Source organism: Seonamhaeicola sp. ABD4_175, from assembly GCF_056160885.1.
On the sequence record NZ_JBSWYC010000001.1, the window covers coordinates 1,319,734 to 1,343,865 of the forward strand.

Annotated in this window: 19 protein-coding genes; 16 read left to right on the forward strand and 3 right to left on the reverse strand. The window is 31.7% G+C overall.

The window, feature by feature from the left end; genetic code table 11:
- Positions 1 to 10: 10 nt before the first annotated feature.
- Complete coding sequence (locus ACXAG4_RS05335) at positions 11 to 3,265, reverse strand: SusC/RagA family TonB-linked outer membrane protein (RefSeq protein WP_475295036.1); 3,255 nt, start codon at positions 3,263 to 3,265, stop codon at positions 11 to 13.
- 603 nt (positions 3,266 to 3,868) lie between these two features.
- Between ACXAG4_RS05335 and ACXAG4_RS05340 the strand changes: the two genes are divergently transcribed.
- Positions 3,869 to 5,491: a hypothetical protein gene (locus tag ACXAG4_RS05340; RefSeq protein ID WP_475295037.1), complete on the forward strand. Its 1,623-nt coding sequence runs from the start codon at positions 3,869 to 3,871 to the stop codon at positions 5,489 to 5,491.
- 9 nt (positions 5,492 to 5,500) lie between these two features.
- Here ACXAG4_RS05340 and ACXAG4_RS05345 read toward each other — a convergent pair whose 3' ends face one another.
- Entirely contained in the window at positions 5,501 to 6,652 is a 1,152-nt protein-coding gene (locus tag ACXAG4_RS05345; protein ID WP_475295038.1) for a DNA polymerase III subunit, read from the reverse strand.
- Positions 6,653 to 6,927: 275 nt separating this feature from the next.
- Between ACXAG4_RS05345 and ACXAG4_RS05350 the strand changes: the two genes are divergently transcribed.
- From ACXAG4_RS05350 to ACXAG4_RS05365, 4 genes are all read left to right on the forward strand, one after another.
- Entirely contained in the window at positions 6,928 to 7,746 is an 819-nt protein-coding gene (locus ACXAG4_RS05350; RefSeq protein ID WP_475295039.1) for a hypothetical protein, read from the forward strand.
- Between the two features lie 97 nt (positions 7,747 to 7,843).
- A complete protein-coding gene (locus tag ACXAG4_RS05355) occupies positions 7,844 to 9,031 on the forward strand; it encodes a phosphoglycerate kinase (protein ID WP_475295040.1) in 1,188 nt (395 codons plus the stop codon).
- 111 nt (positions 9,032 to 9,142) lie between these two features.
- Positions 9,143 to 10,708: a LysM peptidoglycan-binding domain-containing protein gene (locus tag ACXAG4_RS05360; protein WP_475295041.1), complete on the forward strand. Its 1,566-nt coding sequence runs from the start codon at positions 9,143 to 9,145 to the stop codon at positions 10,706 to 10,708.
- A gap of 35 nt (positions 10,709 to 10,743) precedes the next feature.
- The gene (locus ACXAG4_RS05365) at positions 10,744 to 11,757 is read left to right on the forward strand and encodes a DUF4837 family protein (protein WP_475295042.1); all 1,014 of its coding nucleotides are present in this window, start codon (positions 10,744 to 10,746) and stop codon (positions 11,755 to 11,757) included.
- Positions 11,758 to 11,826: 69 nt separating this feature from the next.
- Here the strand turns inward: ACXAG4_RS05365 and ACXAG4_RS05370 are convergent, their stop codons facing one another.
- On the reverse strand, positions 11,827 to 12,009 hold the full coding sequence (locus ACXAG4_RS05370) for a Sec-independent protein translocase subunit TatA/TatB (RefSeq protein WP_147131929.1): 183 nt from the start codon (positions 12,007 to 12,009) through the stop codon (positions 11,827 to 11,829).
- 182 nt (positions 12,010 to 12,191) lie between these two features.
- Between ACXAG4_RS05370 and ACXAG4_RS05375 the strand changes: the two genes are divergently transcribed.
- Genes ACXAG4_RS05375 through ACXAG4_RS05425 form a run of 11 tightly spaced genes read left to right on the forward strand, consistent with a single transcriptional unit; the run spans position 12,192 to position 24,111 of the window.
- Positions 12,192 to 13,058 carry a M23 family metallopeptidase gene (locus ACXAG4_RS05375; protein ID WP_475295043.1) on the forward strand — a complete coding sequence of 289 codons (867 nt, stop codon included), beginning with the start codon at positions 12,192 to 12,194 and terminating at the stop codon, positions 13,056 to 13,058.
- On the forward strand, positions 13,058 to 14,551 hold the full coding sequence (locus ACXAG4_RS05380; protein WP_475295044.1) for a GH3 auxin-responsive promoter family protein: 1,494 nt from the start codon (positions 13,058 to 13,060) through the stop codon (positions 14,549 to 14,551). The genes ACXAG4_RS05375 and ACXAG4_RS05380 overlap by 1 nt, the downstream gene beginning before the upstream one ends.
- 39 nt (positions 14,552 to 14,590) lie before the next feature.
- Complete coding sequence (locus tag ACXAG4_RS05385) at positions 14,591 to 16,288, forward strand: DUF6909 family protein (RefSeq protein WP_475295045.1); 1,698 nt, start codon at positions 14,591 to 14,593, stop codon at positions 16,286 to 16,288.
- A 2-nt stretch (positions 16,289 to 16,290) separates the two neighbouring features.
- On the forward strand, positions 16,291 to 17,373 hold the full coding sequence (locus ACXAG4_RS05390; RefSeq protein ID WP_475295046.1) for a hypothetical protein: 1,083 nt from the start codon (positions 16,291 to 16,293) through the stop codon (positions 17,371 to 17,373).
- A 1-nt stretch (position 17,374) separates the two neighbouring features.
- Complete coding sequence (rfbB, locus tag ACXAG4_RS05395) at positions 17,375 to 18,382, forward strand: dTDP-glucose 4,6-dehydratase (RefSeq protein WP_475295047.1); 1,008 nt, start codon at positions 17,375 to 17,377, stop codon at positions 18,380 to 18,382.
- Position 18,383: 1 nt separating this feature from the next.
- On the forward strand, positions 18,384 to 19,241 hold the full coding sequence (gene rfbA / locus ACXAG4_RS05400; RefSeq protein WP_475295048.1) for a glucose-1-phosphate thymidylyltransferase RfbA: 858 nt from the start codon (positions 18,384 to 18,386) through the stop codon (positions 19,239 to 19,241).
- A 5-nt stretch (positions 19,242 to 19,246) separates the two neighbouring features.
- Entirely contained in the window at positions 19,247 to 19,795 is a 549-nt protein-coding gene (rfbC, locus tag ACXAG4_RS05405; protein ID WP_475295049.1) for a dTDP-4-dehydrorhamnose 3,5-epimerase, read from the forward strand.
- Positions 19,792 to 20,595 carry a dTDP-4-dehydrorhamnose reductase gene (gene rfbD / locus ACXAG4_RS05410; RefSeq protein ID WP_475295050.1) on the forward strand — a complete coding sequence of 268 codons (804 nt, stop codon included), beginning with the start codon at positions 19,792 to 19,794 and terminating at the stop codon, positions 20,593 to 20,595. Before rfbC ends, rfbD begins: the two co-directional genes overlap by 4 nt.
- Entirely contained in the window at positions 20,588 to 21,706 is a 1,119-nt protein-coding gene (gmd, locus tag ACXAG4_RS05415; protein ID WP_475295051.1) for a GDP-mannose 4,6-dehydratase, read from the forward strand. Before rfbD ends, gmd begins: the two co-directional genes overlap by 8 nt.
- 4 nt (positions 21,707 to 21,710) lie before the next feature.
- Positions 21,711 to 22,799 (forward strand): GDP-L-fucose synthase family protein, encoded by a 1,089-nt coding sequence (locus ACXAG4_RS05420; protein ID WP_475295052.1) that lies wholly within the window; start codon positions 21,711 to 21,713, stop codon positions 22,797 to 22,799.
- Entirely contained in the window at positions 22,789 to 24,111 is a 1,323-nt protein-coding gene (locus ACXAG4_RS05425) for a flippase (RefSeq protein WP_475295053.1), read from the forward strand. The genes ACXAG4_RS05420 and ACXAG4_RS05425 overlap by 11 nt, the downstream gene beginning before the upstream one ends.
- The last annotated feature ends 21 nt before the right edge of the window (positions 24,112 to 24,132 follow it).

Consider the following 24,132-nt stretch of genomic DNA (forward strand, 5'->3'; position numbering starts at 1 on the left):
TTATAATGCATTAAAAACCAACGTTTAGTCCAACTCTAAATGTTCTAGCACGCGGATAAGAATCTACATCTAACCCAGGTGTTAATTGGTTTCTTGCAACACTTACTTCTGGGTCATAACCAGAGTAATTAGTCCAAACATATAGATTGTCTACTGCTCCGTAAATTCTAAACGTTTTAAGACCTAAATCTTCTTTTAATTTTTTAGGTAATTCATAACCTATAGTAATATTACTAAGTCTCAGAAAAGATCCGTCTTCTATATAATCTGAGTATAAAGACCCTGGAATTGCTCCGTTTTGGTATCCTAATATTGAAGCAACATTGGTATTAGGTGATTCTGGTTCCCAACGGTTTCTTATAGCGCCATATTTATTAGAGAATGGAACTGTTTGGCTATATCCTTTATGTAAATTTTTATTATATACTTCATTACCATAAGACCATTGGGTAACAATAGATAAATCGATATTTTTGTATTTAAAATTATTAGTAAATCCACCAAAATGATCTGGAAGTGCATTACCTAAAATTTTTCTGTCATCAGCATTAATAACACCGTCTGCAGCGTCTGGAACACCATCACCATTGGTATCTACTGTTATTTGATCTGTAAATTTTGGCATTCCAGGACGATAACGTGCTCTATCCGATTGCCCGGAAGTATGAACGCCGTCTCTTAATTCGTATTCAAGCTCATACCATTGTATGCCTTGGTCTGCGGCGTCTTGTCTAAGTTGAGCTGCAGCTTCAGCATCTGTTAAACCATCAAAAACTTCAAAATCACTATAGTTATAAAGACCTTCAACTTCTATTCCGTAGTATGACCCTAATGACTCGCCAACTCTAACAATATAGTCGTTAGTAACTTGATTACCAGCGCCAATGGCTGTTACAATAAATTGATCTGCATCACCTAAATCTAAAACTTTATTTCTGTTAAAACTTATATTGAAATTAGAAGTCCATTCAAAATCTTTAGTATCAATATTAATAGTGTTTAGAGCAAACTCAAAACCTTTATTTTCAACGGCGCCTAAGTTTTTAAACACATTATCAAAACCACTAGTGGCAGGAAGAGGTACTTCTAAAAGTAAGTCTTCAGTTTCTTTGTGATAATAATCGGCCTCAATACTTATTCTATTATTGAATAATCCTATAGAAACACCTGCATCTAATTGTGTTGTAGTTTCCCAAGTTAAGTCTGGGTTGGCTAATTGATTAACAACAGCCCCAGCATTTAATTGGTTACCATCTAGAATAATACTTGCGTACCCAGCTTGTGCAAAAGATCTATATGAACCAATAGAAGTATTTCCTGTTTCACCATAACTAGCTTTAAGCTTAAAGTTATTTATGGTTCTACTTCCTTTTAAGAAGTTTTCGTTAGCAACATTCCATGCTATACCGGCAGAAGGGAAAAAGCCCCATTTTGCACCTTCGGCAAAACGTGAAGAACCATCATACCTAGCACTGGCATTTATTATGTATTTACCCTTGAAGTTATATTGCACGCGCCCAAGGTAAGATTGAAGAGATGTTCTTACAAAATTACTTCTGTTTGGTAATGTCTCTCCGGCTACACCTAAATTACCTAAGTTTACACCTGGTAAATTGAAATCAAGAGCTTCAGATCTTACAAACTCATTAGTGTCTTCTTGTCTTTCAAAAACAGCGGTAACATTTAAGTTATGTCCGCCACTAAATCTTTTTTTGTAGTTTAAATTTTGCTCTGTTATAATGCTGGTAACCAACCTATCATTAGTTATTGCTCTACCATTTGTTAGTCTTCCATAACCAAACTTTGAATCAAAAAACTGTTCAGATTTATTAGAAGCTATAGATCCTCTTAGAGAAGATTTAAACGTTAAGTTGTCTGTTATTTTATATTGAATATAAACGCTACCTAATGTTCTAAAACTTCTTCTTAGGTTGTAATCTGTTTCGAGTCTAACTAGAGGGTTTACAAATTCTCCATTTCTTAAACTAATAAGGTTTCCATCATCATCATACTCAGCGTCACCAGTATCTAATCGTCTACCTATAACAGGTCTAAAAAGAGCCGCATTTGTTAAAAGCCCACTTCTGCCAGATAACCCTGCATTAGCAGCAGCAACGATACCTGCATTTTTAGTAACACCAAAATTTAGGTTTATACCAGAGGATAATCTATCAGTAATATTTTGGTTAACATTAATATTGCCATTATAACGTTCATAATTATTGGTCTTTACAATTCCTTCTTGATTTAAGTAAGAGAAAGATGCTGAATAAGAGTTCTTATCACTTCCACCTCTCATAGAAAGTCTATAATTGTTTGTAACAGCATTACGGGTTACTTCATCTTGCCAATTATAAGTGCGCATTCTTGGGTCTGTGAATGGTATTGGGGTACCATCATTTTCTTTGAAAATAAAGGCATTTCTATCGTTAGGATCTGTAGGGTCTGCTCCTTCAGCTGGGAAATATTCATTCCACCATTCTACATATTCCTCTCCACTTAATAAATCAAGAGGTCTAACCATTGAAGAAAAGCCGGTGAATGTTTCAAAGTTTAAAGAAGTACGTCCCTTTTTACCTTTTTTAGTGGTAATGATAATTACCCCATTAGCCCCTCTAGAACCATAAATAGCTGTTGCAGACGCATCTTTAAGAACCTCTATAGATTCAATAGAACCCGGATCAATGGATTCAAGTGGGCTAGAAGAAGAATTACCTAAACCACCGCCACCTGTTCCTGCATCTTGAGATGAACCACTTAAAGCAAAACCGTCAATAACATATAAAGGGTCATTACTTGCATTAATAGAAGAGCCACCTCTTACACGTATTTGAAAACCAGAACCTGGTTCACCACTAGATTGTACTACTTGTACACCAGCAGCACGAGCAGCTAACCCACCTTCAAATGTTACAGGTTTTGCTTGGTCTATTTGTTCACTCTTAATGGATACAATAGAACCTGCTAAATCTTTTTTGCTTGCGGTTCCGTAACCAATAACAACAACTTCATCTAATTTAGAAACATCTTCTTTAAGTTGTACATTAATTACTCTGTTTTCTTTTACTGTGATCTCTTTTTTTACATAACCAATGAAACTAAAAACTAAAACGTCATTGGGTTTTGCTTTTATAGCATAATTACCGTCAAAGTCTGAAGCAGTACCTGTATTAGTTCCTTTAATTATAATACTAACACCTGGTAATGGAAATCCATCAGAACTAATCTGACCTGTTACTTGATTTGACTGCGCATATATATTCATGCTTATTGCAAGAACAAATGCAGTTAGAAACGCCCTGAAGAGCCGTTTTTCATTTTTCAAATTGTTTTTCATATGTATTTATTTAGTTAATTTTAGATAGTTATTTTAAGTTGGCCCAGTATTAGTTTAGGCTGCAATAATTACTTCTTAAACCTATTTGTTTGATAGTATTCGAATTCTATATGAGTTTTTATAGAATTTAAAAGATTTATAAATGGTAATTAGATTGGTTGCTGATTTGTTTGCGTACAGCGTATTTGTTTGCTTATAAATTAATTTTAAGCATTTGATAGGAGTTATAAAAAAAAGACATATTCATTATTTAGTTAAAGTTAGTTGTTTTGTTGAGGTTTAATCAACTGGTATTAGTTTAGTATTTGAAAAGTTATCCTTATTAATAATCTTTAAAATAACCATAATTGGGTTTAAAGGTTAGAATCTTAGATTAAGTTTATAGACTATTCAAATTTATATTTTACACTTGTTTAAATCAAAAATATCAACTATATAAACTATACATAAGTTTATTTTTTAGGTTACATAAACACTACTTAAAAAATAATTTTATAATTTGTGAAATATTTTAAAATTATGTGTAAGAATATGTATAATAGGGTTTTATGGTTATTTATAGTTTGGATGTTTTCACTTACAATAGTAGATGCTCAGGAGCTAATAAGTACACTTGATTCAGTATCATACTATACAACAAGAATGAAAAGAGCTCGTGGGTTGTCAAAAAAGAACCCTGAATGGTCCATGAAAATCTCCAATGCTTGTCTTGAGTTTTTTAACTCTAAAAATGATACTTTAATGGTGGCGAAGTGTTTAATAGACATGTCTGAAACCAATAAAATAATGGGTAAATACAGCATTGCTTTTGATAATTTATGGGAAGCACAATATTTAACTAATTTATCTAACAATAGTAATATTAAACAAGATGTTCATATTAGGTTAGGTAAACTTTACGGCTTGTTTAATATGGATAAAGAGTCATTAGAGCACTTTAAAATATCATTAGAAATTTCAAAAGAGCTGTATATTGAAGATCAAAGTAATACAAGGCCTTTAATATCTTCTTACATGAACCTTGGTCAAAGAGAGCGTTTTAAGGGGAATTATGATCAATCTTTAAAGTATTTAGACTCTTGCTTAATTAACAAGGAAGTTGAAAATAACAAGCACATTGAATTGCCTTTTTTAGATGCTGAAAAAGGTTATGTAATGTTAAAACTTGGGAGGTTAGATGAAGCTTCTAATTATTTACATTTGGCAAATAAATATAGCACAAAAATTCTAGTGCCTTACAGAACAAACATTAATAAGTTTTTGGGCGAACTTTATGAAAAAAAAGGAGAGCTTGATAGTGCATTGCATTACTTTAATAAAAGCTTAAATTATATTGATGAAAGAAATTATAGAAGTGATTTAAAAGCGGAAGTGCTATTAAGAATGTCTGATGTTTTCTTCAAAAAAAATATGGATACTAAAGCGTATTTATATTCGGTTAAATCTCGTGAGGTTGCTGACAGCATTATAGAGTTAAAAAATCAAACTAATAGTGAGCTTTTTGAAATAAAAAATTCATACTTAAAGTCAATTTCCAAAAAAAATGATGAGTTGGCAAAACAACGCAGCGTTATAGCCAAAAGTGAAGAAACACAATGGCGTTTAAAGGTATTTTCTGTATTTGCAATTATATTGATTGTTGTTATTTTAATTATCTATATAATGAGAATGAAATTAAAACGCACACTAATGGCTAAGCGAGAGGCTGAAATGAGTGCTGAATTAAAGGGTGAAAAGAGCAGGGCTGAAATAGCTTCTAAAAGTAAGGAGCTAACGTCATATGCTTTACAGCTTATAGATAAAGAAAAAGATATTGATGAACTTCTAGAGGTTTTAAAAAAAGAATCTCCAAAAAGTTACAAGTCAATGTATTATAAATACAAAAAAGGTACTAAAGATTTATGGGATTCTTTTAACATGAGATTTACTGAGGTAAATGATGAATTTTATGCTAAATTGAAAAAAAAACACCCAGATTTGAGTGTAACAGAACGTAAACATTGTGCTTTAATAAAACTAAAGTTTGGTACTAAAGAAATGGCTAGAATTTTAAATATTGTGCCACATAGCATTCATATATCTAGATCTAGAATTAGAAAAAAGATTGGATTACAACGTAGTGATAGTCTAGAAGATTATATAGCTAATCTTTAAGGTATTTAATTACGCTTTCTTATGTAACAACCGTGTCAGTTTAATAGATAAATCGGTTAAAATAATTTTAGAATTACCATTACGCTCAATATGATAAATGGCATTTTGAAGTTCATCGCTTATTTCTAAAATATTACCACCGTGAATAAAAGGCGCGAAATTTTCTAATTTAAATTTCTCGGTTTTGGGTTCAAAAAAAACCAAATCAGTGGCGTTATAGTTTAATAAAAGAGCTTGCCTAAAAAAGTCAATACAAAAATTAAGAAATTGTTTTTGGGTTTCACGTCCTGTTTTAGCAATGTTTTCGCTCCATGAAATTAAATCGTGTATAGCAGCTTTGTTGCCTTTGGCTTTAAAGGCGCTACGCACCCAAAAAATAAACCATTCTTCAAATTGTGTGTCTTCAGTGTCATGGTACACCAAATCGCAGGCTTTATTGTAATTACCGTTAGATTGATGTGCAATTTTAGTTGCTGTAGCTTCATCTAGCTCATAATTTTTAACCAAAGCATCTTTTATAACTTGTTCGGCCAAAGGCGGAAAATGTAACGTTTGGCAACGCGAACGAATGGTGTTTATAATTTGCTCCTCATCTTCAGCAATAAGAATAAAAATAGTTTTGTTGGGTGGCTCTTCAATAAGTTTTAAAAGTTTATTAGCGCAGGCCGTATTCATTTTTTCTACCATCCAAATAAGCATAACCTTGTAACCACCTTCAAACGATTTTAAGGTTAACGATTTAACAATTTCATGCGCTTCTTCAACACCAATTTGCCCTTGTTTATTGTCTACGCCTAATAATTTATACCAATCAAATAAGTTTCCATAAGGCTGTTCTTTTATTAATTGGCGCCATTCTTCTAAATAAAAGTTTGATACAGGTTTGCTTTTCACTTTATCACTGGTAGTTACCGGAAAAGCAAAATGCAAATCGGGGTGCGATATATTTTTAAACTTTAAGTTACAAGCATCATTACCGTTGGAGTTTTCGCCATTATTGTTTTTACACAAAATATACTGTGCATAGGCAATTGCCATAGGCAAAGTACCAGAGCCTTCGGGCCCTACAAACAATTGTGCATGCGGTATACGGCCGTTATTGGCACTTTGCGTTAAATGACTTTTTATATGTTCCTGACCTAAAATTTCTGAGAATAACATAAAGCAAAAGTAATTTAAATTTTTAAGCTGTAGTGTTTATATAAAAATTGAAAATCTAATGCTAAAAGAATACCAATGTTAATTTATTGTAATGTGGTTAGTGATAAATATTAACATTTGCATATGATTTTAAAATATTAAAAAACAAATAGTTACACTTGTTATTGTTGATTTCTTGGTTTTCTTAATCTATTTTCATTCAAGTTGTAACACATTTTTTACTACTTTTGTTAACGTAAAATTTACATTGCATTAACATTAAAGCAACACTAGTTATGTCAAAAAAAGAAGTTTCAAAGAAAAAAGAGGTTAAATTAGAAGCAAAAGCAGCCAAAGCCAAAGCAAAAAAGAAGGCAAAAGCAGCTAAAGAAAAAGCAAAGAAACAAGCCAAAGCGAAAGCGGCAAAATTAGCGGCTAAAAAGAAAGCGCAGTTGAAGGCAGCCAAAGCCAAAGTAAAAAAGAAGGCCAAAGCAGCTAAAGAAAAGGCAAAGAAACAAGCTAAAGCCAAAGCGGCAAAATTAGCGGCTAAAAAGAAAGCGCAGTTGAAGGCAGCCAAAGCCAAAGCAAAAAAGAAGGCCAAAGCAGCTAAAGAAAAAGCAAAGAAACAAGCCAAAGCGAAAGCGGCAAAATTAGCTGCTAAAAAGAAAGCGCAATTGAAGGCAGCCAAAGCCAAAGCAAAAAAGAAGGCCAAAGCAGCTAAAGAAAAGGCAAAGAAACAAGCCAAAGCCAAAGCGGCAAAATTAGCGGCTAAAAAGAAAGCACAGTTGAAGGCGGCAAAGGCGAAAGCAAAAAAGAAGGCAAAAGCAGCTAAAGAAAAAGCAAAGAAACAAGCCAAAACAAAAGTAGCCAAAGCAAAAAAGAAGGTTAAAACACCAAAGGCAAAAAACAGTAAAAAAGCTAAACCAGCTAAAAATAAAGTTGTAAAGACTAAAAAAACAAAAGTATCTAAAAAAACTGTGAAAGCTCCAGTTTCAAAAAAAGCCAAATCTGTTAAAAAAGCAACACCTGTAAAGAAACAATCAAAATTAAAGGTTGTAAAAGCTAAAAAGCAAAATAAAAAAGGAACAAAAGCTAAGTTAAAGAAAGCATCATAAAAATATTTTAACCTATATCGTTTTCGTTAAAAAAGTCATTTTTTAGTGCTAATTAATTGGTTACATTTGTAATACACTAATTAGTAAATTTATATTGATGAAGACTTTAAACGACTTTAATTTTGAAAATAAAAAAGCACTTATTCGCGTAGACTTTAATGTGCCATTAAACGAAAATTTTGAGGTTACAGATGCTACAAGAATTGTATCTGCTAAACCAACAATTATTAAAATTTTAGAAGATGGCGGAAGCTGTATTTTAATGTCGCACCTTGGGCGCCCAAAAGGATTTCAAGATGAGTTTTCATTAAAACATATTGTTGAGAAAGTGCAAGATGTATTAGGTGTTGAAGTAAAATTTGTAGCCGATTGTGTTGGAGAAGATGTTGAAGCAGCTGCGGCAAATTTACAACCTGGTGAAATTTTATTGCTAGAAAATCTTCGTTTTTATAAAGAAGAAACAGCTGGTGATAAGACATTTGCCGAAAAACTTTCAAAATTAGGTGATATATACGTAAACGATGCTTTTGGTACAGCGCACAGAGCACATGCATCAACAACTATTGTAGCTGAGTTTTTTCCTGAAACTAAATGTTTTGGTAGCTTATTAGCTCAAGAAATTGATAGTATTAAAAAAGTAATGGAAACAGGCGAAAAACCTGTTTTAGCTATACTTGGTGGTGCTAAAGTGTCTTCAAAAATTACTATTATTGAAAATATTTTAGACAAAGTAGACCACTTAATTATTGGCGGTGGTATGGCATTTACTTTTGTTAAAGCGCAAGGCGGAAAGATAGGAAACTCTATTTGTGAAGATGATAAAATGGCATTGGCTTTAGATATTTTAAAGCAAGCAAAAGAAAAAAATGTACAAGTTCACATACCTGTTGATACTATAGCTGCCGATGATTTTAGTAATGATGCTAACACCCAAATAGTAGACATAAATACAATTCCTGATGGTTGGGAAGGTGTAGATGCCGGACCAAAATCTAGAGAGCAATTCCATAAAGTGGTTATGGAAAGTAAAACCATACTTTGGAACGGCCCATTAGGTGTTTTTGAAATGGAAAGTTTTGCTGGCGGTACTATTGCTTTAGGCGATTCTATTGCCGAGGCTACTAAAAACGGAGCATTTTCGTTAGTTGGTGGTGGAGATTCTGTTGCGGCTGTAAAGCAATTTGGTTTTCAAGATAAAGTAAGTTATGTAAGTACTGGTGGTGGCGCTATGTTAGAAAGCTTAGAAGGTAAAACATTACCAGGTATTGCTGCCATTTTAAGCTAGTACTTTTTCAAAATAATAATAAAGAATAAAGTCTCTTTTTCTAAGAAATTTTTTATTTACCATAAAAAATACGATTTTAGCCATACTATCGTTCAATAATGAATAGATATTATGGCTTTTCGTTTTTTTATACTTACACTATTTTTTAGCACTTCAATTTGCCTAGGGCAAGTTAAAGACACACTTTCTGTTACAATAACCAATAAGTTAAATGACTCATTAGTTGATGGTAAACAACCTATTAAACCAATAAAAGTAAAAATAGATAGTGCTTCAATTAAGGCATTAAAAGATCATGATTTAGCGGCTTCTTTTGATGAAAAATGGTTTGAAGATTTGTATAACAACAACATGTTTGATACCATTTATAATTCTGTTACAGAATTAACCTTTAATGATATTGATTTTCCAGAATTACCAACCGATACTCTTAAAGCAAGATTAGAAGTGCTTAACGCCAAAACACCTTTTAATGTAGAGTATAACCCGTCTTTAGAAAGTGTTATAAAATTCTATTTAAAAAACCGAAGAAACCTCATTCAAAAACTTGTAACGCTAAGCGCATTTTACTTCCCAATGTTTGAGCATGAGTTAGACAAGCAAAATTTACCATTAGAAATAAAATATTTAGCCGTTGTAGAATCTGCATTAAAACCAAGAGCAAAGTCTAGAGTTGGTGCTACAGGTTTATGGCAATTTATGTTTGCTACAGGCAAAATGTATGGGTTAGATGTAAGTAGTTATGTTGATGAACGCAGCGATCCCATAAAATCTACAGAAGCTGCAGCAAAATATTTAGCAAGATTATACGAAATTTTTGGCGATTGGGATTTAGCCCTTGCAGCCTATAATTCTGGCCCAGGTAATGTTTCAAAAGCCATTAGGCGCTCTGGTGGTTATAAAAATTACTGGAATATTAGGCATAATTTACCCAGAGAAACCGCAGGTTATGTACCAGCTTTTTTAGCCAATATGTATATTTTTGAATATGCTGAAGCTCACGGATTTAAAAAAATAAAACCTGAGTTTCCGTTAGTTGAAACTGATACCGTTTTGGTAAAAAGCATGATAACTTTAGACCAAGTTGCTGAGGTTACAGGAACACCCGTTGAAAAATTACAGTTTCTAAATCCGTCGTATAAATTAGATATTATACCGGTTATTAAAGGCGAAAATTATTATTTAAGATTGCCAAGAAATGTGGTTGGTACTTTTGTTAATAACGAAGCACAAATTTATGCGCATGTAAAAGAAGAATTGGCAAATAGAGAAAAACCACTACCACAATTTTTTAATGCAAATGATAGGGTGCGCTACCGTGTGCAATCTGGTGATTATTTAGGTAAAATTGCAAGGCAATACGGTGTTAGGGTTAGCCAAATTAAAAGCTGGAATGGTTTGCGCTCAAATAACTTAAAAATTGGACAGCGTTTAACTATTTATCCGCGTAAACCATACACACAAAAAACAACCTCTGCAGCAAAAACAACTAGTAAAAAAGTAATTACAAAACCAATTCCTGGTGATGTTGTTTTGTATACTGTTAAAAGTGGCGATTCACTTTGGAGTATTTCACAAAAATTTTCTGGAGTTTCTATTCAAAATATTCGAGAATGGAACGGTATTAGTGGTAGTAATTTAAAACCAGGAATGACACTAAAAATTTCAAAAGGTTAATTCCTAAATAACCATATTATTCAAAAAAATTAAAGATGAAACACATCCTTTTATCAGCCGTATTACTATTAGTTGCAGTGTCTTGTAAAGACAATAACAAAAGTAGTAAACCAGAAAAGTTTTTATATGACTCAACAGGAAACATAAGCCACGTTTCAGTAATTATTGAAAACGATATGTGGAGTGGTAGTGTTGGTGATGCTATTCGTGGTGTTTTAACAAAACCAATTTATGGTTTGCCGCAAGATGAGCCTACCTTTACGCTTAGCCAAATACCACCAAAGGTGTTTTCGGGGTTTGTTACAAAAAATCGTACTATGCTTAAAATTGAAATGAACAAAGCACCAAGTATAAACTTTGCAGAAAATGTGTACGCACAACCACAAAAAGTAATTGTTTTAACAGGAAAAACCAAGCAAGATATTATTAATTTGGTTAACGAAAACGCCCAAAAAATAATTGAAGTTTTTAGAAATGCCGAAATAGGCGAGCGCCAACGCCAAATGGCAAAAGCGCCACATAATTACACGTCTATAAAAGAAAAACTAGGTTTAACAATTCAGTTTTCATCAATTTATGAAATAGCTAAAGAAACCGATAATTTTTTCTGGTTTAGAAAAGATATTACCACAGGGCATTCGCATTTAATGATTTATGATTTGCCCTATAGCGCCGTAAAAAGAAATGACAGTACTGGTTTACAAATATTAAAAATAAGAGATTCTATTGGTAAACAGTATTTTAAAGGAAGGTTAGACGGTACAGTAAATGCAGACGGAAACAAAATAAGTTCATACATGGTAACCGAAGATGCATACGCACCATTTCATGCTGAAGTAATTTTAGATAACAAACCAGCATTTGAAACCAAAGGCCTTTGGGAATTAACTAACGATTTTATGGGTGGTTCATTTGTAAATTATACTATTGAAGATAAAGTAAACAAACGTTGGGTTGGTGTTGAAGGTTTTATTTTTGCACCATCAGTTGAAAAAAGAAATTACATGTTAGAGCTAGAAGCCATTATAAAATCTATTAAAATAAACTAAATACAGCTAAAGTTTCATGCAAAAAAAAGACCAACAATTGTTGGTCTTTTTTTTATTTATAAATAAAAGTTATTCTTTTTTTTCGCCTTCAGGGTTTTCTTCTTTGCTAGCATCTTTAAACTCCTTAATACCGCTACCTAAACCACGCATTAATTCAGGTATTTTCTTTCCACCAAATAACAGTAAAACAACAATTACAATTAATGCAATTTGCCATGGTCCAATAGCTAATGGTAACATATATAAGCTCATAATATTTAATTTTGAAAACAAAGTTAATAATTAAAGTTTAATAAAAACGTTTAAAACATAACTTTAGCATACGCAAAATATATTCTGTGTAAATTTTTAAAAATAGTAGCTTTAGTTAAGCTAAAGTAAACACTGTTTTTAGTAAGTATTGGTTATAATAAATTCTTTATTTTTGTTTTCTCATGAAGAAAAAGAAGTCGAAAAAAAAAATTAAAAAAAAGCTACTAGACAAGTATAGGTTAGTTATACTTAATGAGCATACTTTTGAAGAGCAACTATCACTAAAACTTACACGGTTAAACGTTTTTGTTTTGGCCAGTGTATCGGCGTTATTTTTAATTATAATAACCTATTTAATTATTGCGTTTACACCTTTAAGAGAGTACATTCCGGGGTATTCTTCAACAGCATTAAAAAAGAAAGCAACCGAGCTTAGTTTTAAAACAGATTCATTACAACAAGCTATGGTTATGAATGAGGTGTACTATAAATCTATTAAAAGAGTATTAACAGGAGATATTAGTGCTTCAGATATTAATAAAGATTCTATAATACAAGCTGTAAAACTTGAAGCCAGTGAAGTAGATTTTAAACCCATTGCAGAAGACTCTATTTTAAGAGATAAAGTTGATAAAGAAGATAAGTATAACTTATTTGAATCTGCCACCACAGCTACCAGTTTTGTTTTATTTCCACCGGTAAATGGTGAAATATCATCGCACTATAATGTAAAAGAAAAACATTATGCTGTTGATGTTGTTGTACTCAAAGACACACCAGTAAAGGCCACTGCCGATGGTATTGTAATTTTTGCAGAATGGACGGTTAGCACAGGTTATGTTATTATTTTAGAGCATAGCTACGGGCTAATTTCGGTGTATAAACACAATGCTGAACTTACAAAAGCACAAGGCGATTTGGTTAAAGCTGGCGAAGTAATTGCCACCGCAGGTAACACCGGCGAACTTTCAACCGGAACACATTTACATTTTGAACTCTGGAATGATGGTTACCCCATTAACCCAACAAACTTTATAGATTTTAAATAATGTTATCAATAAAATCTGCTTTAGCAAAACCATTTGCCAAACGTGTTTACAATAAAATTCAAAAATGGGCAAATAACCCAGAAAAAACACAGCAAACAGTTTTTCAAAATTTAATAGCGCAGGCTGCCCACACACAGTTTGGTAAAGATCATGATTTTGTAGGTATAAAAACGCATGCCGATTTTGTAAAACGTGTACCTATACGAGATTATGAAGCCCTAAAACCTTACGTAGATAAAGTTGTTAAAGGCGAGGAAAACATACTTTGGAAAGGAAAACCTTTATACTTTGCTAAAACATCGGGCACAACATCGGGCGCAAAATATATTCCTATTACAAAAGAAAGTATGCCAACGCATGTTGAAGCGGCCAGAAATGCCATTTTAATGTATATACATGAAACGGGTAATACTAAGTTTGTTAACGGTAAAATGATTTTTTTACAAGGAAGCCCCATTTTAAAAGAACAAAATGGCGTGAAATTAGGGCGTCTTTCAGGTATTGTAGCGCACTATGTACCAAAGTATCTTCAAAAAAACAGGTTGCCATCTTGGGAAACAAATTGTATTGAAGATTGGGAAACTAAGGTTGATGCTATTGTTAATGAAACTTTGCATCAAAACATGACTATAATTTCTGGTATTCCGTCGTGGGTTCAAATGTACTTTGAAAAATTAGTTCAAAAAACAGGAAAACCAGTTGGCAATATTTTTAAAAACTTCAATTTATTCATTTTTGGTGGTGTAAATTACGAACCTTACAAAACAAAATTTGAAAACCTAATTGGCCGTAAAGTAGATAGCATAGAACTGTATCCTGCTAGCGAAGGTTTTTTTGCCTTTCAAGACAAGCAAAACGAAAAAGGCATGCTCTTGCAATTAAACTCAGGTATTTTTTATGAGTTTGTAAAAGTAGATGAGTTTTATACTGAAAACCCTAAAAGATATACTATTAAAGATGTTCAAGTTGGTGTAAATTATGTAATAATTATATCCACAAACGCCGGTTTATGGGCTTATAATATTGGTGATACGGTTCAGTTTACATCTACAAAACCTTATAGAGTAATTGTGTCTGGTAGAATAAAACATTTCATTTCAGCTTTTGGTGAGCATGTAATTGGTAAAGAGGTTGAGCAAGCTTTACAAGAAGCCATTGCTGGGACCAATGTTAGCGTTACAGAGTTTACTGTAGCTCCACAAATAAACCCAAAAGAAGGATTACCTTATCATGAATGGTTTATAGAGTTTGAAAATGCTCCAAAAGATTTAAACGCCTTTGCTAAACAAATTGATAATTCTCTTCAAAAACAAAATGTATATTATTTTGATTTAATTGAAGGTAAAGTGCTTCAAACTCTAAAAATAACTAGGGTTGAAAAAGATGGTTTTAAAAATTACATGAAATCTATTGGAAAATTGGGCGGACAAAACAAACTACCAAGACTTTCAAATGACAGGAAAATAGTTGAGGAATTTCCACACAATTATTAAAACAAATAATAGTATATTTGAATCCGAAAAAATGCGCTAATGAGTAATAAAAAGTATCATGAAAGAACGAGAGCTCAAGAGAGTTCAAATGCCATAGAAAGAATGTACATTACTATGCGTCACCTGTTTATCAGAGGTTTTTACAAACCAATGGGTATATCTGGTGAAATGCTACGCAATTCATTATTGCTTTTAAGACCCGAAATTTACGGGTCTATTGGCGATGAAAAAGCAGAACTTGAAGGTTTACTTTATGTAATAGATAGGCTACCCGAAGGTATTGAAGAATGTATGTTTATTAACCTAACCAGTGATGAAGGGTATTCAAACTCACATTTTAAACCTATAATCCCCGAAAAAAGAAGACGAAATTGCTACCGTATTGATAAGGAGCAAATGAATATTGAAATTACCAGAGGGCGCTCTGAAATTTATGATATTCTAACGCACTTAACGTTTCTATTTGTAGAATCTCATAAAATAAGCAATAGAGTTTTAATAAATGAAGAAGAAGGATTAACCACTAGAGATTGGCAAAAATTAGAAAAAGTGGTACTTTCAAAAGCCGATTTAACTAATGAAGAACGTGAAATAGCCATTACACATACCGCTAATATTTTAGGCAGAACGTTTAACGAGCTTAGGGTTGTTTATGATGAATTTGCAACAGCAAAACAACCAGAAAGATTACTGCACATTGTTTATTGGTTAGGAAAATTAGCTATAGAAGAACAGGTTAACAATAATAAAAGAACCATAACCTTTACTCCCGTTTTAAGAGAGCGTATAGGGCATCATATACACGGTGAAATTTGGGCAGATAACATAAAGGAAGTACTTTATAAAAACAGTTTATTAGATCGTCCAATTCACATAATAAGCGCAAACATGCACAGTGTAATGAACACGTTGTTTGCTCCTTCAGCATTAAAAGCATTAGCCTCAAAAAAAGATATTTTTGAAGTGTATGAAGCTTTAAGCAATAAAGAAAACGAAACCTTACGCAACAAAGTAACTACCGATGCGCTGCGTAATGGCATGTTGTATATAAAAGATACATCGGGTACCAATATTGATGTTCAAATTTTTGATACCAGTAAAATTGATGTCTCGAAAATAGATATTAAAGCTAAAGAAACCATTTTAAAGGATAAAAAGCCAGTTATATTGGTAATGGATTATGCCTTTGGCGAACAAGCTTACGAAACCATTGATGAGCTATTAAAACCATATAAAAAGCATAAAACCAAAACCCATTTAAATGTAGAATCTATTTCAATAATGGGTAAAGCAGGTATTTTAGAAGGTGGAAAAGGTGATATAATGATTCCTTCAGCACATATTTTTGAAGGTACCGCAGATAACTATCCGTTTGAAAACGAACTAAATAAAGAAGATTTAGACGGCCAAGGCGTTGATGTTTATGAAGGCACTATGATTACCGTTTTAGGTACATCGCTTCAAAATAAAGACATTTTAAAATTCTTTTACAATTCCACATGGAAAGTAATAGGTTTAGAAATGGAAGGCGCACATTACCAAAAAGCTATTCAAGCCGCATCAAAAGTTAGAGGCAGTATAGGTGCTAATGTAAAGGTACGTTATGCGTATTATGCCAGTGATAATCCTTTAGAAACAGGGGCAACATTAGCCTCAGGCGGTTTAGGTACTACAGGTGTAAAACCAACATATTTAATAACCAGAACTATTTTAGAACAAATATTTAACACTATTTAATAATGAGTAAAGAGTTACCACAACAACAGCAAAACTCTGAAGAGGTTGATTTAGGCCAATTATTTAAACTAATTGGTAAAATGTTTGAAAGGCTTTTTAATTTTATTGGAAGTATTTTCAATAAAATATTCTTAGCATTTGTATGGTGTATATTTTTTGTGAAACAACATTTTTTAAAAATTGTAATAGCGGGTGTTATAGGTGTTGTTTATGGTTATACGATAAAAAAAACATCCGATCCTCTATATAAATCGTCTATGTTGGTAAAGCAAAACTACCCAACAGGTGAAGGTTTGTATAATTCAATTGCGTATTATAATGATTTGGTAGCGCATAATGATGTTAGTGCTTTATCAGAAATACTAGGCATTGATTCTTTAAGCGCAGCGTCAATTAAAGAGTTAGAAATAAAATCTGTAATTGATGAAAACGATAGGCTTAAAAATTTTGATGGCTATATAAAAACTTTAGATACTGTTTTGGCTTCTAAAGTTAATTATGAAGATTATGTTAAAAATGAAAAAGAACATAATCATCAGTTTCAGCAAATAACTATTAAATCAACTACAAGAAATAACTTTAAAACATTATTTGATAAAATTATAACAAACATAAATACAAATGATTATTTTATTGGAGCACAAAAAAGAGATACTCTAGAGCTTCATAACAGAAAATTAGTACTTCAAAATGCTTTAACAAAATCTGATTCTTTACAAAACGTTTATAAACGCGTTATAGAAATGCAAACTAAGGAACAAAGTGGTTCTCAAACAAGTGTTACTATAAAAAATGCCGAAGATGTTAACAAAACTAAAGAGTATGAGTTGTTTTTAAACGATTTAGAATTACAAAGAGAAATTGTTAGTATTGAAAGATCAATTGAGGAAAAAAAGCAAATTTTAGAAATTGTATCTACCAAGCAAGAAACCACAGGTTCTGTAGATGACAAAAAAGACGTATTTGGATTTAGAATAGGTTACAAACTCTATTATGGTTTACTTTTAAGTACATTAACTTTTTTAGTATTAGCGTTTTTACAGTTTGTAAAATATATAGACAAGTTTAAAGACAAAATTCAATAAAATGACTGTATTAATTACAGGTGGTGCGGGTTTTATTGGTTCTAACTTTATAGTTCATTTTCTACAAGAAAACCCTCAAATAAAGGTTGTTAATCTTGATAAATTAACCTATGCAGGTTCGTTAGATAATTTAAAAGAGGTTGAAACTAACAGTAATTATACGTTTGTTGAAGGCGATATTTGTAATAGGCAATTAATAGAACAATTGTTTAATGAATATAACTTTTCAGGTGTTATTCATTTTGCTGCCGAATCGCATGTAGATAATTCAATTGCAGCACCAAATGCTTTTATTGATACCAATATAGTTGGTACATTTAATTTGGTTGATGTAGCTAAAAACCATTGGATGGCATCTCCTTTCAATGTAAAAAAACATCATAAAAACTCAAGGTTTTTACATATTTCAACAGATGAGGTTTATGGAACATTAGGTAAAGAAGGGTTGTTTACAGAACAAACACCATATGCACCTAACAGTCCGTATAGTGCTTCAAAAGCATCATCAGATTTTATAATAAGAAGTTATCATCATACATATGGCTTAAATGTGGTTACAACAAATTGTTCAAACAATTACGGTCCAAAACAGCATGATGAAAAGTTAATACCAACCATAATAAGAAAAGCTTTGAATGGTGAAAACATCCCAATTTATGGCGATGGGCAAAATATAAGAGATTGGTTGTATGTAGAAGATCATTGTAAAGGTATAAGTTTAGCATTTAGTAAAGGTGTTTCAGGTGAAACCTACAATATTGGTGGAAGAAACGAGCGTAATAACCTTTACATAGCTAATACCATTTGCAGTATTTTAGATGAAATTAAGCCAAAAAATACATCATATAAAAATCAAATTACGTTTGTAACAGATAGACCAGGACATGATTTTAGATATGCTATTGATGCTACTAAAATTGAAAATGAACTTAACTGGAAGGCCCAAGAAAATTTTGAATCGGGTATTCTAAAAACAATTCATTGGTACATTAAAAAATATACAGGATAGTATGAAAGGTATAATATTAGCAGGCGGTTCAGGTACACGTTTATATCCATTAACAAAAGTGTTTAGTAAACAGTTAATGCCGGTTTATGATAAGCCAATGATTTATTACCCATTAACTACCCTTATTTCTGCCGGAATTAATGAGATTTTAATCATCACAACCCCAAAAGATATAGAGCGTTTTAAAGAGCTTTTAGGAGATGGTAGTAGCTATGGTTGTGTATTTGAATACGCCATTCAAGAAGCTCCAAAAGGATTAGCAGAAGCGTTTTTAATTGGAGAGAAGTTCATAGGTAATGATGCCGTAGCTTTGGTTTTAGGTGATAATATTTTTTATGGTTCGGGTTTAAGTGAAACTCTAAAACAAAGTTCAAACCCCAACGGAGGTGTTATTTTTGCATATCACGTTCAAGATCCACAGCGTTACGGTGTTGTAGAATTTAATGAAAATAATAAGGCAATTTCTATAGAAGAGAAACCTCTAAAACCAAAATCAAACTATGCCGTTCCGGGTATTTATTTTTACGACAATTCAGTAATTGAAATAGCAAAAAACATTACACCGAGCGATAGAGGTGAATTAGAAATAACCGATGTTAACAAAGTATATTTAGAGCAAGGAAAACTAAATGTTCAAATTTTAGATAAAGGCACAGCATGGTTAGATACAGGTACCTTTGCATCTTTAATGCAGGCATCACAGTTTGTTCAAGTAATAGAAGAAAGACAAGGATTAAAAATTGGTTGTATTGAAGAAGAAGCCTATAAAATGGGATTTATAAACAAAGATCAGTTAAATAAATTAGCACAACCGCTATTAAAAAGTGGTTATGGTGAATATCTTCAACAATTATTATAATAGTAATGCAGGTAGAAGAAACATATTTAAAAGGCTGTTTTGTAATAACACCAAAAGTATTTGGTGATGATAGAGGTTATTTCTACGAAAGTTTTAATGCTAAAAAGTTTGAAGAGCTTACAGGTTTAAGGCCAAACTTTGTTCAAGATAATTTGTCAAAATCATCCAAAGGCGTTTTGAGAGGCTTGCACTTTCAAACAGGCACTTTTGCGCAAGCTAAATTGGTGAAAGTTGTTAAAGGAAAAGTATTAGATGTTTGTGTAGATTTAAGACCAGACTCTGAAACCTTTGGTAAACATTTTTCAATTGTTTTAGATGCCGAAAAACATCAACAATTATTTGTTCCAAGAGGATTTGCACATGGTTTTCATGTTTTAGAAGATGACACATTATTTTCATATAAATGTGATAATTTTTATAATAAAGAAGCTGAATCTGGCATTATTTATAATGATGAGCAGCTTAATATTGATTGGCTTATTTCAGAAGATATCATTATGTCTGAAAAAGATAAAATATTGCCTTCATTTAAAACTTATACGCAGTTAAAATGAAAAAGCATATTTTAGTTACCGGTGCCAATGGGCAATTAGCCAAAACAATTGAAGAATTATATGCAAGTAATAATTTAAACCTTCATTTTGTATTTGTTACTAAAGAACAATTAGATGTTACAAATAAAGCCAATTTACAAACATTTTTTAGTAAACATGCTATAGATTACTGCATTAATTGTGCTGCATATACAAATGTTGAACAAGCTGAAAAAACACCAGATATTGCTTTTAAAGTAAATGCTGAAGGCGTTAAAAATTTGGCTGAGGTATGCAAGCAACATCAAACGGTTTTAATACATATTTCAACAGATTATGTTTTTGATGGTAAAAAGCAAGATGGTTATACAGTAAATGATAAAACGAATCCTATAAATGAGTATGGTGCATCAAAGCTGCTAGGAGAAAAGCATATTCAAGAAATACTAACAAACTATTTTATTGTGAGAACTTCATGGTTGTATAGTAAAAAACATGGACACAATTTTTACAAAAGCGTAGTTAAGTGGGCCAATGAAGGAAGAGATTTAAAAATTACTACCGAGCAAGTTGGGTGCCCTACAGACACTATTAATTTAAGCAGATTTGTAATAAATTTAATTAATAAACAGAGCTTAAGTTTTGGTCTTTATCATTTTTGTGATGAGCAAGCTATGACTTGGTATGACTTTGCTCGAAAAATTTTAGAAGAAAATAAGCTTATTAATATAATAAGTCTTGAAAAGGTAGAGAAATATACTACTTTTGCAGTGAGACCTAAAAATTCTATTTTAAATAAAAAGTATAAAATAAATGGCTAAAAAAATAGCATTGATAACAGGTGTAACGGGGCAGGATGGAGCGTATTTAAGTGAATTTTTACTTAAAAAGGGATATGAGGTTCATGGAATAAAAAGAAGATCTTCATTATTCAATACAGATAGAATAGATCATTTGTATCAAGACCCACATATTGAAAATAGAAATTTCTTTTTACATTATGGAGATTTAACAGATAGTACAAATCTAACACGTATTATTCAAGAAGTACAACCAGATGAGATATACAATTTAGCAGCAATGAGCCATGTGCATGTATCTTTTGAAATGCCAGAATATACTGCTAATGCAGATGGAATAGGTACTTTAAGACTTTTGGAAGCTATCAGGTTTTTAGGTTTAGAGAAAAAAACACGCATATATCAAGCTTCTACATCAGAATTATATGGTAAAGTACAAGAAGTGCCGCAAACAGAAACAACGCCTTTTTATCCAAGAAGTCCATATGCTGTAGCTAAAATGTATGCCTATTGGATTACTGTAAATTATCGAGAGGCTTATGGTATTTATGCGTGTAACGGTATTTTATTTAACCATGAATCGCCAATTAGAGGAGAGACGTTTGTAACAAGAAAAATAACTAGGGCAGCATCTAGAATATCATTAGGGTTACAAGATAAAATGTATCTAGGTAATTTAGATGCGAAAAGAGATTGGGGGCATGCAAAAGATTATGTGAGAATGATGTGGTTAATACTTCAGGCCGATAAAGCTGAAGACTGGGTGATTGCAACTAATAAAACAACTACTGTTAGAGATTTTGTGAAAATGAGTTTTGCTCATGTTGGTATTGAATTAAAGTTTACAGGAACTGCCGAAGAAGAAAAAGGATATATTAAATCTTGTTCTAACCCAGATTACCAATTAGAAATTGGTAAAGAAGTAATTGCCGTAGATCCTAAATACTATAGACCTACAGAAGTAGATTTATTAATAGGTGATGCGACAAAAGCAAAGGATAAATTAGGTTGGGTTCCTGAATATGATTTAGAGGCTTTAGTTGAAGATATGATGATTAGTGACATTAAACTTATGAAAAAGGATCAATATCTTAAAGAAGGTGGTTATAGAATTAATAACTACTTTGAATAGTATTATGGAGAAAAGCGCCAAAATTTACATAGCTGGACATAGAGGGTTAGTTGGTAGTGCTATATTAGATAATTTAAAAAGCAAAGGTTATACTAACTTAATAACAAAAACACATAAAGAATTAGATTTAACAGTTCAAGAAGATGTTTCTAATTTTTTTAAAAATGTAAAACCTGAGTATGTTTTTTTAGCGGCTGCAAAAGTTGGGGGAATAGTTGCCAATAATACGTATAGAGCTGATTTTATTTATGAAAATATGATGATTCAAAATAATGTGATTCATCAAAGTTATGTTCATGGTGTAAAAAAACTATTATTCTTGGGTAGTACATGTATTTATCCTAAAAACGCTGAACAACCAATGAAAGAGAATTCTCTTTTAACGGATACCTTAGAATATACCAATGAACCCTATGCTATTGCAAAAATAGCAGGTATAAAAATGTGTGAAAGTTATAATTTGCAATATAATACGAATTTTATCTCTGTGATGCCTACTAATTTATATGGGCCTAATGATAATTTTGATTTAGAGAAGTCTCATGTATTACCTGCATTAATTCGTAAAATGCATTTAGCTAAATTGCTGTCTGAGGGTAATTTTGAAGAAGTTTTAAGTGATTTAGGCTTGAATTCGATTGATGAGGCAAACTTATATCTTAAGAAGTTTGGAGTGTCTAAGGATAATGTAGAAATTTGGGGAACAGGGAAACCAAAAAGAGAGTTTTTGTGGAGTGAGGATATGGCAGATGCTTGTGTGTTTATTATGGAAAATCGAAATTTTAGTGATGTCATTACATCTCGTCATTCCGAACTTGTTTCGGAATCCCAAAAAAAAGAAATAAGAAATACACATATTAATATTGGTACAGGAGAGGATATTTCTATAAGAGAATTGGCCGAATTAATAAAAAAAATAATTGGTTTTAGAGGTGATTTAATTTTCAATATAAATAAACCCGATGGAACTATGAGAAAGTTAACAGATGTTACCAAACTTAATGATTTAGGTTGGGAACATAAAGTTGAATTAAAAGAAGGAATCAAGAAAACTTATAAATGGTATTTAAAAAGGGTAGTAAATGAATATTAAGAGTGTTCTTTTTACGTCTAAATATTCAAAAAGTACTTCTTGGCTCATAGGAGAGAAGGTTTTTCGTTTAATAATTGTTTTTCTAATAAATATCCTATTAGCCAGGTGTTTAGGTTCCTCCGCATTTGGTGAGCTCAATTATGCATTGAGTTTAGTTGGAATTTTGACCGTTTTCACTACACTAGGATTGAACGATATAATTGTAAAAGAAATAGTTGAAAAAGATTCGGCAGAAAACAGTATTCTTGGATCGTCGTTAATTATGAAGTTTTTGGGATCGCTATTACTGTTATTAGTTCTATTAATAATTTTAGAGGTTACAAACGAAAACTTTGATAACAGAATGATTATAATGATAATTGCATTTGCAACTGTATTTCATTCGTTTAAGGTAATAGAATACTTTTTTATTTCTAAGACGCAAAGTAAGTATATTGCAATTTCTTACATAATAGCCTTAAGTCTTGTTGCTCTTCTAAACCTAATATTTGTTTATTTTGAATTAAGTCTTATTTACTTTGCTATAGTTTACATAGTTGAAAGTGTATTAATAATGTTGGGGCTTGTTTATTTCTATCAAAAAAAAATAAACTCAGTTTTTAATTGGAAATTTAGTCCAAAGAAATGTAAAGAACTATTGTATCAGAGTTGGCCATTAATTTTAAGCGGATTGTTCATTTCTATATACATGAAAATTGATCAAGTAATGATTAAAAGTATGATAGATAATCAATCTGTTGGACATTATGCGGCTGCGGTTAGAATAAGTGAAGCTTGGTATTTTATTCCTGTAATTATTTGCAGTTCATTTTTCCCCGCAATTTTGGAATATAAGAAAAGTTCAAGGGAGGTTTATTTAAAGAGGCTTCAAACTTTGTACGATTTTATGTTCGTCGTATCGCTTTCTGTTGCTATTATTATGAACTTATTTGGATCAGACATAATTCATGTTTTTTATGGTGTAGAATATAGTGATTCTGCAGGTGTTTTAATTATTCACATTTGGTCTGGAATATTTATAAGTTTGGGAGTTGCTAGAGGAAAATGGATATTAGCAGAAAACCTTCAAAACTATACAATGTATTACCTTGTTGGGGGGTGCTTGATTAATATATGCTTAAACATAATAATGATCCCGATTTATGGTATTAAAGGAGCGGCTATGGCTAGTTTATTATCACAGTTTTCATCCGTTTTTCTAATACCTTTCTTTATTCCTAAAACTAGAATGTCTACATATATGATGCTTAAATCAATGATTATGTTTCATGTTATTAAACAATTTTGGAAATTATTAGGCTTTAAAAATTGAATCTATAAGACAATAATATTA

What these genes read in the sequence shown, in the direction of transcription:
- ACXAG4_RS05335 (WP_475295036.1), bottom strand. Translation starts at nt 3,265, where the DNA reads ATGAATATATATGCGCAGTCAAATCAAGTAACAGGTCAGATTAGTTCT.
- ACXAG4_RS05340 (WP_475295037.1), top strand. Translation starts at nt 3,869, where the DNA reads ATGTATAATAGGGTTTTATGGTTATTTATAGTTTGGATGTTTTCACTT.
- ACXAG4_RS05345 (WP_475295038.1), bottom strand. Translation starts at nt 6,652, where the DNA reads ATGTTATTCTCAGAAATTTTAGGTCAGGAACATATAAAAAGTCATTTA.
- ACXAG4_RS05350 (WP_475295039.1), top strand. Translation starts at nt 6,928, where the DNA reads ATGTCAAAAAAAGAAGTTTCAAAGAAAAAAGAGGTTAAATTAGAAGCA.
- ACXAG4_RS05355 (WP_475295040.1), top strand. Translation starts at nt 7,844, where the DNA reads ATGAAGACTTTAAACGACTTTAATTTTGAAAATAAAAAAGCACTTATT.
- ACXAG4_RS05360 (WP_475295041.1), top strand. Translation starts at nt 9,143, where the DNA reads ATGGCTTTTCGTTTTTTTATACTTACACTATTTTTTAGCACTTCAATT.
- ACXAG4_RS05365 (WP_475295042.1), top strand. Translation starts at nt 10,744, where the DNA reads ATGAAACACATCCTTTTATCAGCCGTATTACTATTAGTTGCAGTGTCT.
- ACXAG4_RS05370 (WP_147131929.1), bottom strand. Translation starts at nt 12,009, where the DNA reads ATGAGCTTATATATGTTACCATTAGCTATTGGACCATGGCAAATTGCA.
- ACXAG4_RS05375 (WP_475295043.1), top strand. Translation starts at nt 12,192, where the DNA reads ATGAAGAAAAAGAAGTCGAAAAAAAAAATTAAAAAAAAGCTACTAGAC.
- ACXAG4_RS05380 (WP_475295044.1), top strand. Translation starts at nt 13,058, where the DNA reads ATGTTATCAATAAAATCTGCTTTAGCAAAACCATTTGCCAAACGTGTT.
- ACXAG4_RS05385 (WP_475295045.1), top strand. Translation starts at nt 14,591, where the DNA reads ATGAGTAATAAAAAGTATCATGAAAGAACGAGAGCTCAAGAGAGTTCA.
- ACXAG4_RS05390 (WP_475295046.1), top strand. Translation starts at nt 16,291, where the DNA reads ATGAGTAAAGAGTTACCACAACAACAGCAAAACTCTGAAGAGGTTGAT.
- rfbB (WP_475295047.1), top strand. Translation starts at nt 17,375, where the DNA reads ATGACTGTATTAATTACAGGTGGTGCGGGTTTTATTGGTTCTAACTTT.
- rfbA (WP_475295048.1), top strand. Translation starts at nt 18,384, where the DNA reads ATGAAAGGTATAATATTAGCAGGCGGTTCAGGTACACGTTTATATCCA.
- rfbC (WP_475295049.1), top strand. Translation starts at nt 19,247, where the DNA reads ATGCAGGTAGAAGAAACATATTTAAAAGGCTGTTTTGTAATAACACCA.
- rfbD (WP_475295050.1), top strand. Translation starts at nt 19,792, where the DNA reads ATGAAAAAGCATATTTTAGTTACCGGTGCCAATGGGCAATTAGCCAAA.
- gmd (WP_475295051.1), top strand. Translation starts at nt 20,588, where the DNA reads ATGGCTAAAAAAATAGCATTGATAACAGGTGTAACGGGGCAGGATGGA.
- ACXAG4_RS05420 (WP_475295052.1), top strand. Translation starts at nt 21,711, where the DNA reads ATGGAGAAAAGCGCCAAAATTTACATAGCTGGACATAGAGGGTTAGTT.
- ACXAG4_RS05425 (WP_475295053.1), top strand. Translation starts at nt 22,789, where the DNA reads ATGAATATTAAGAGTGTTCTTTTTACGTCTAAATATTCAAAAAGTACT.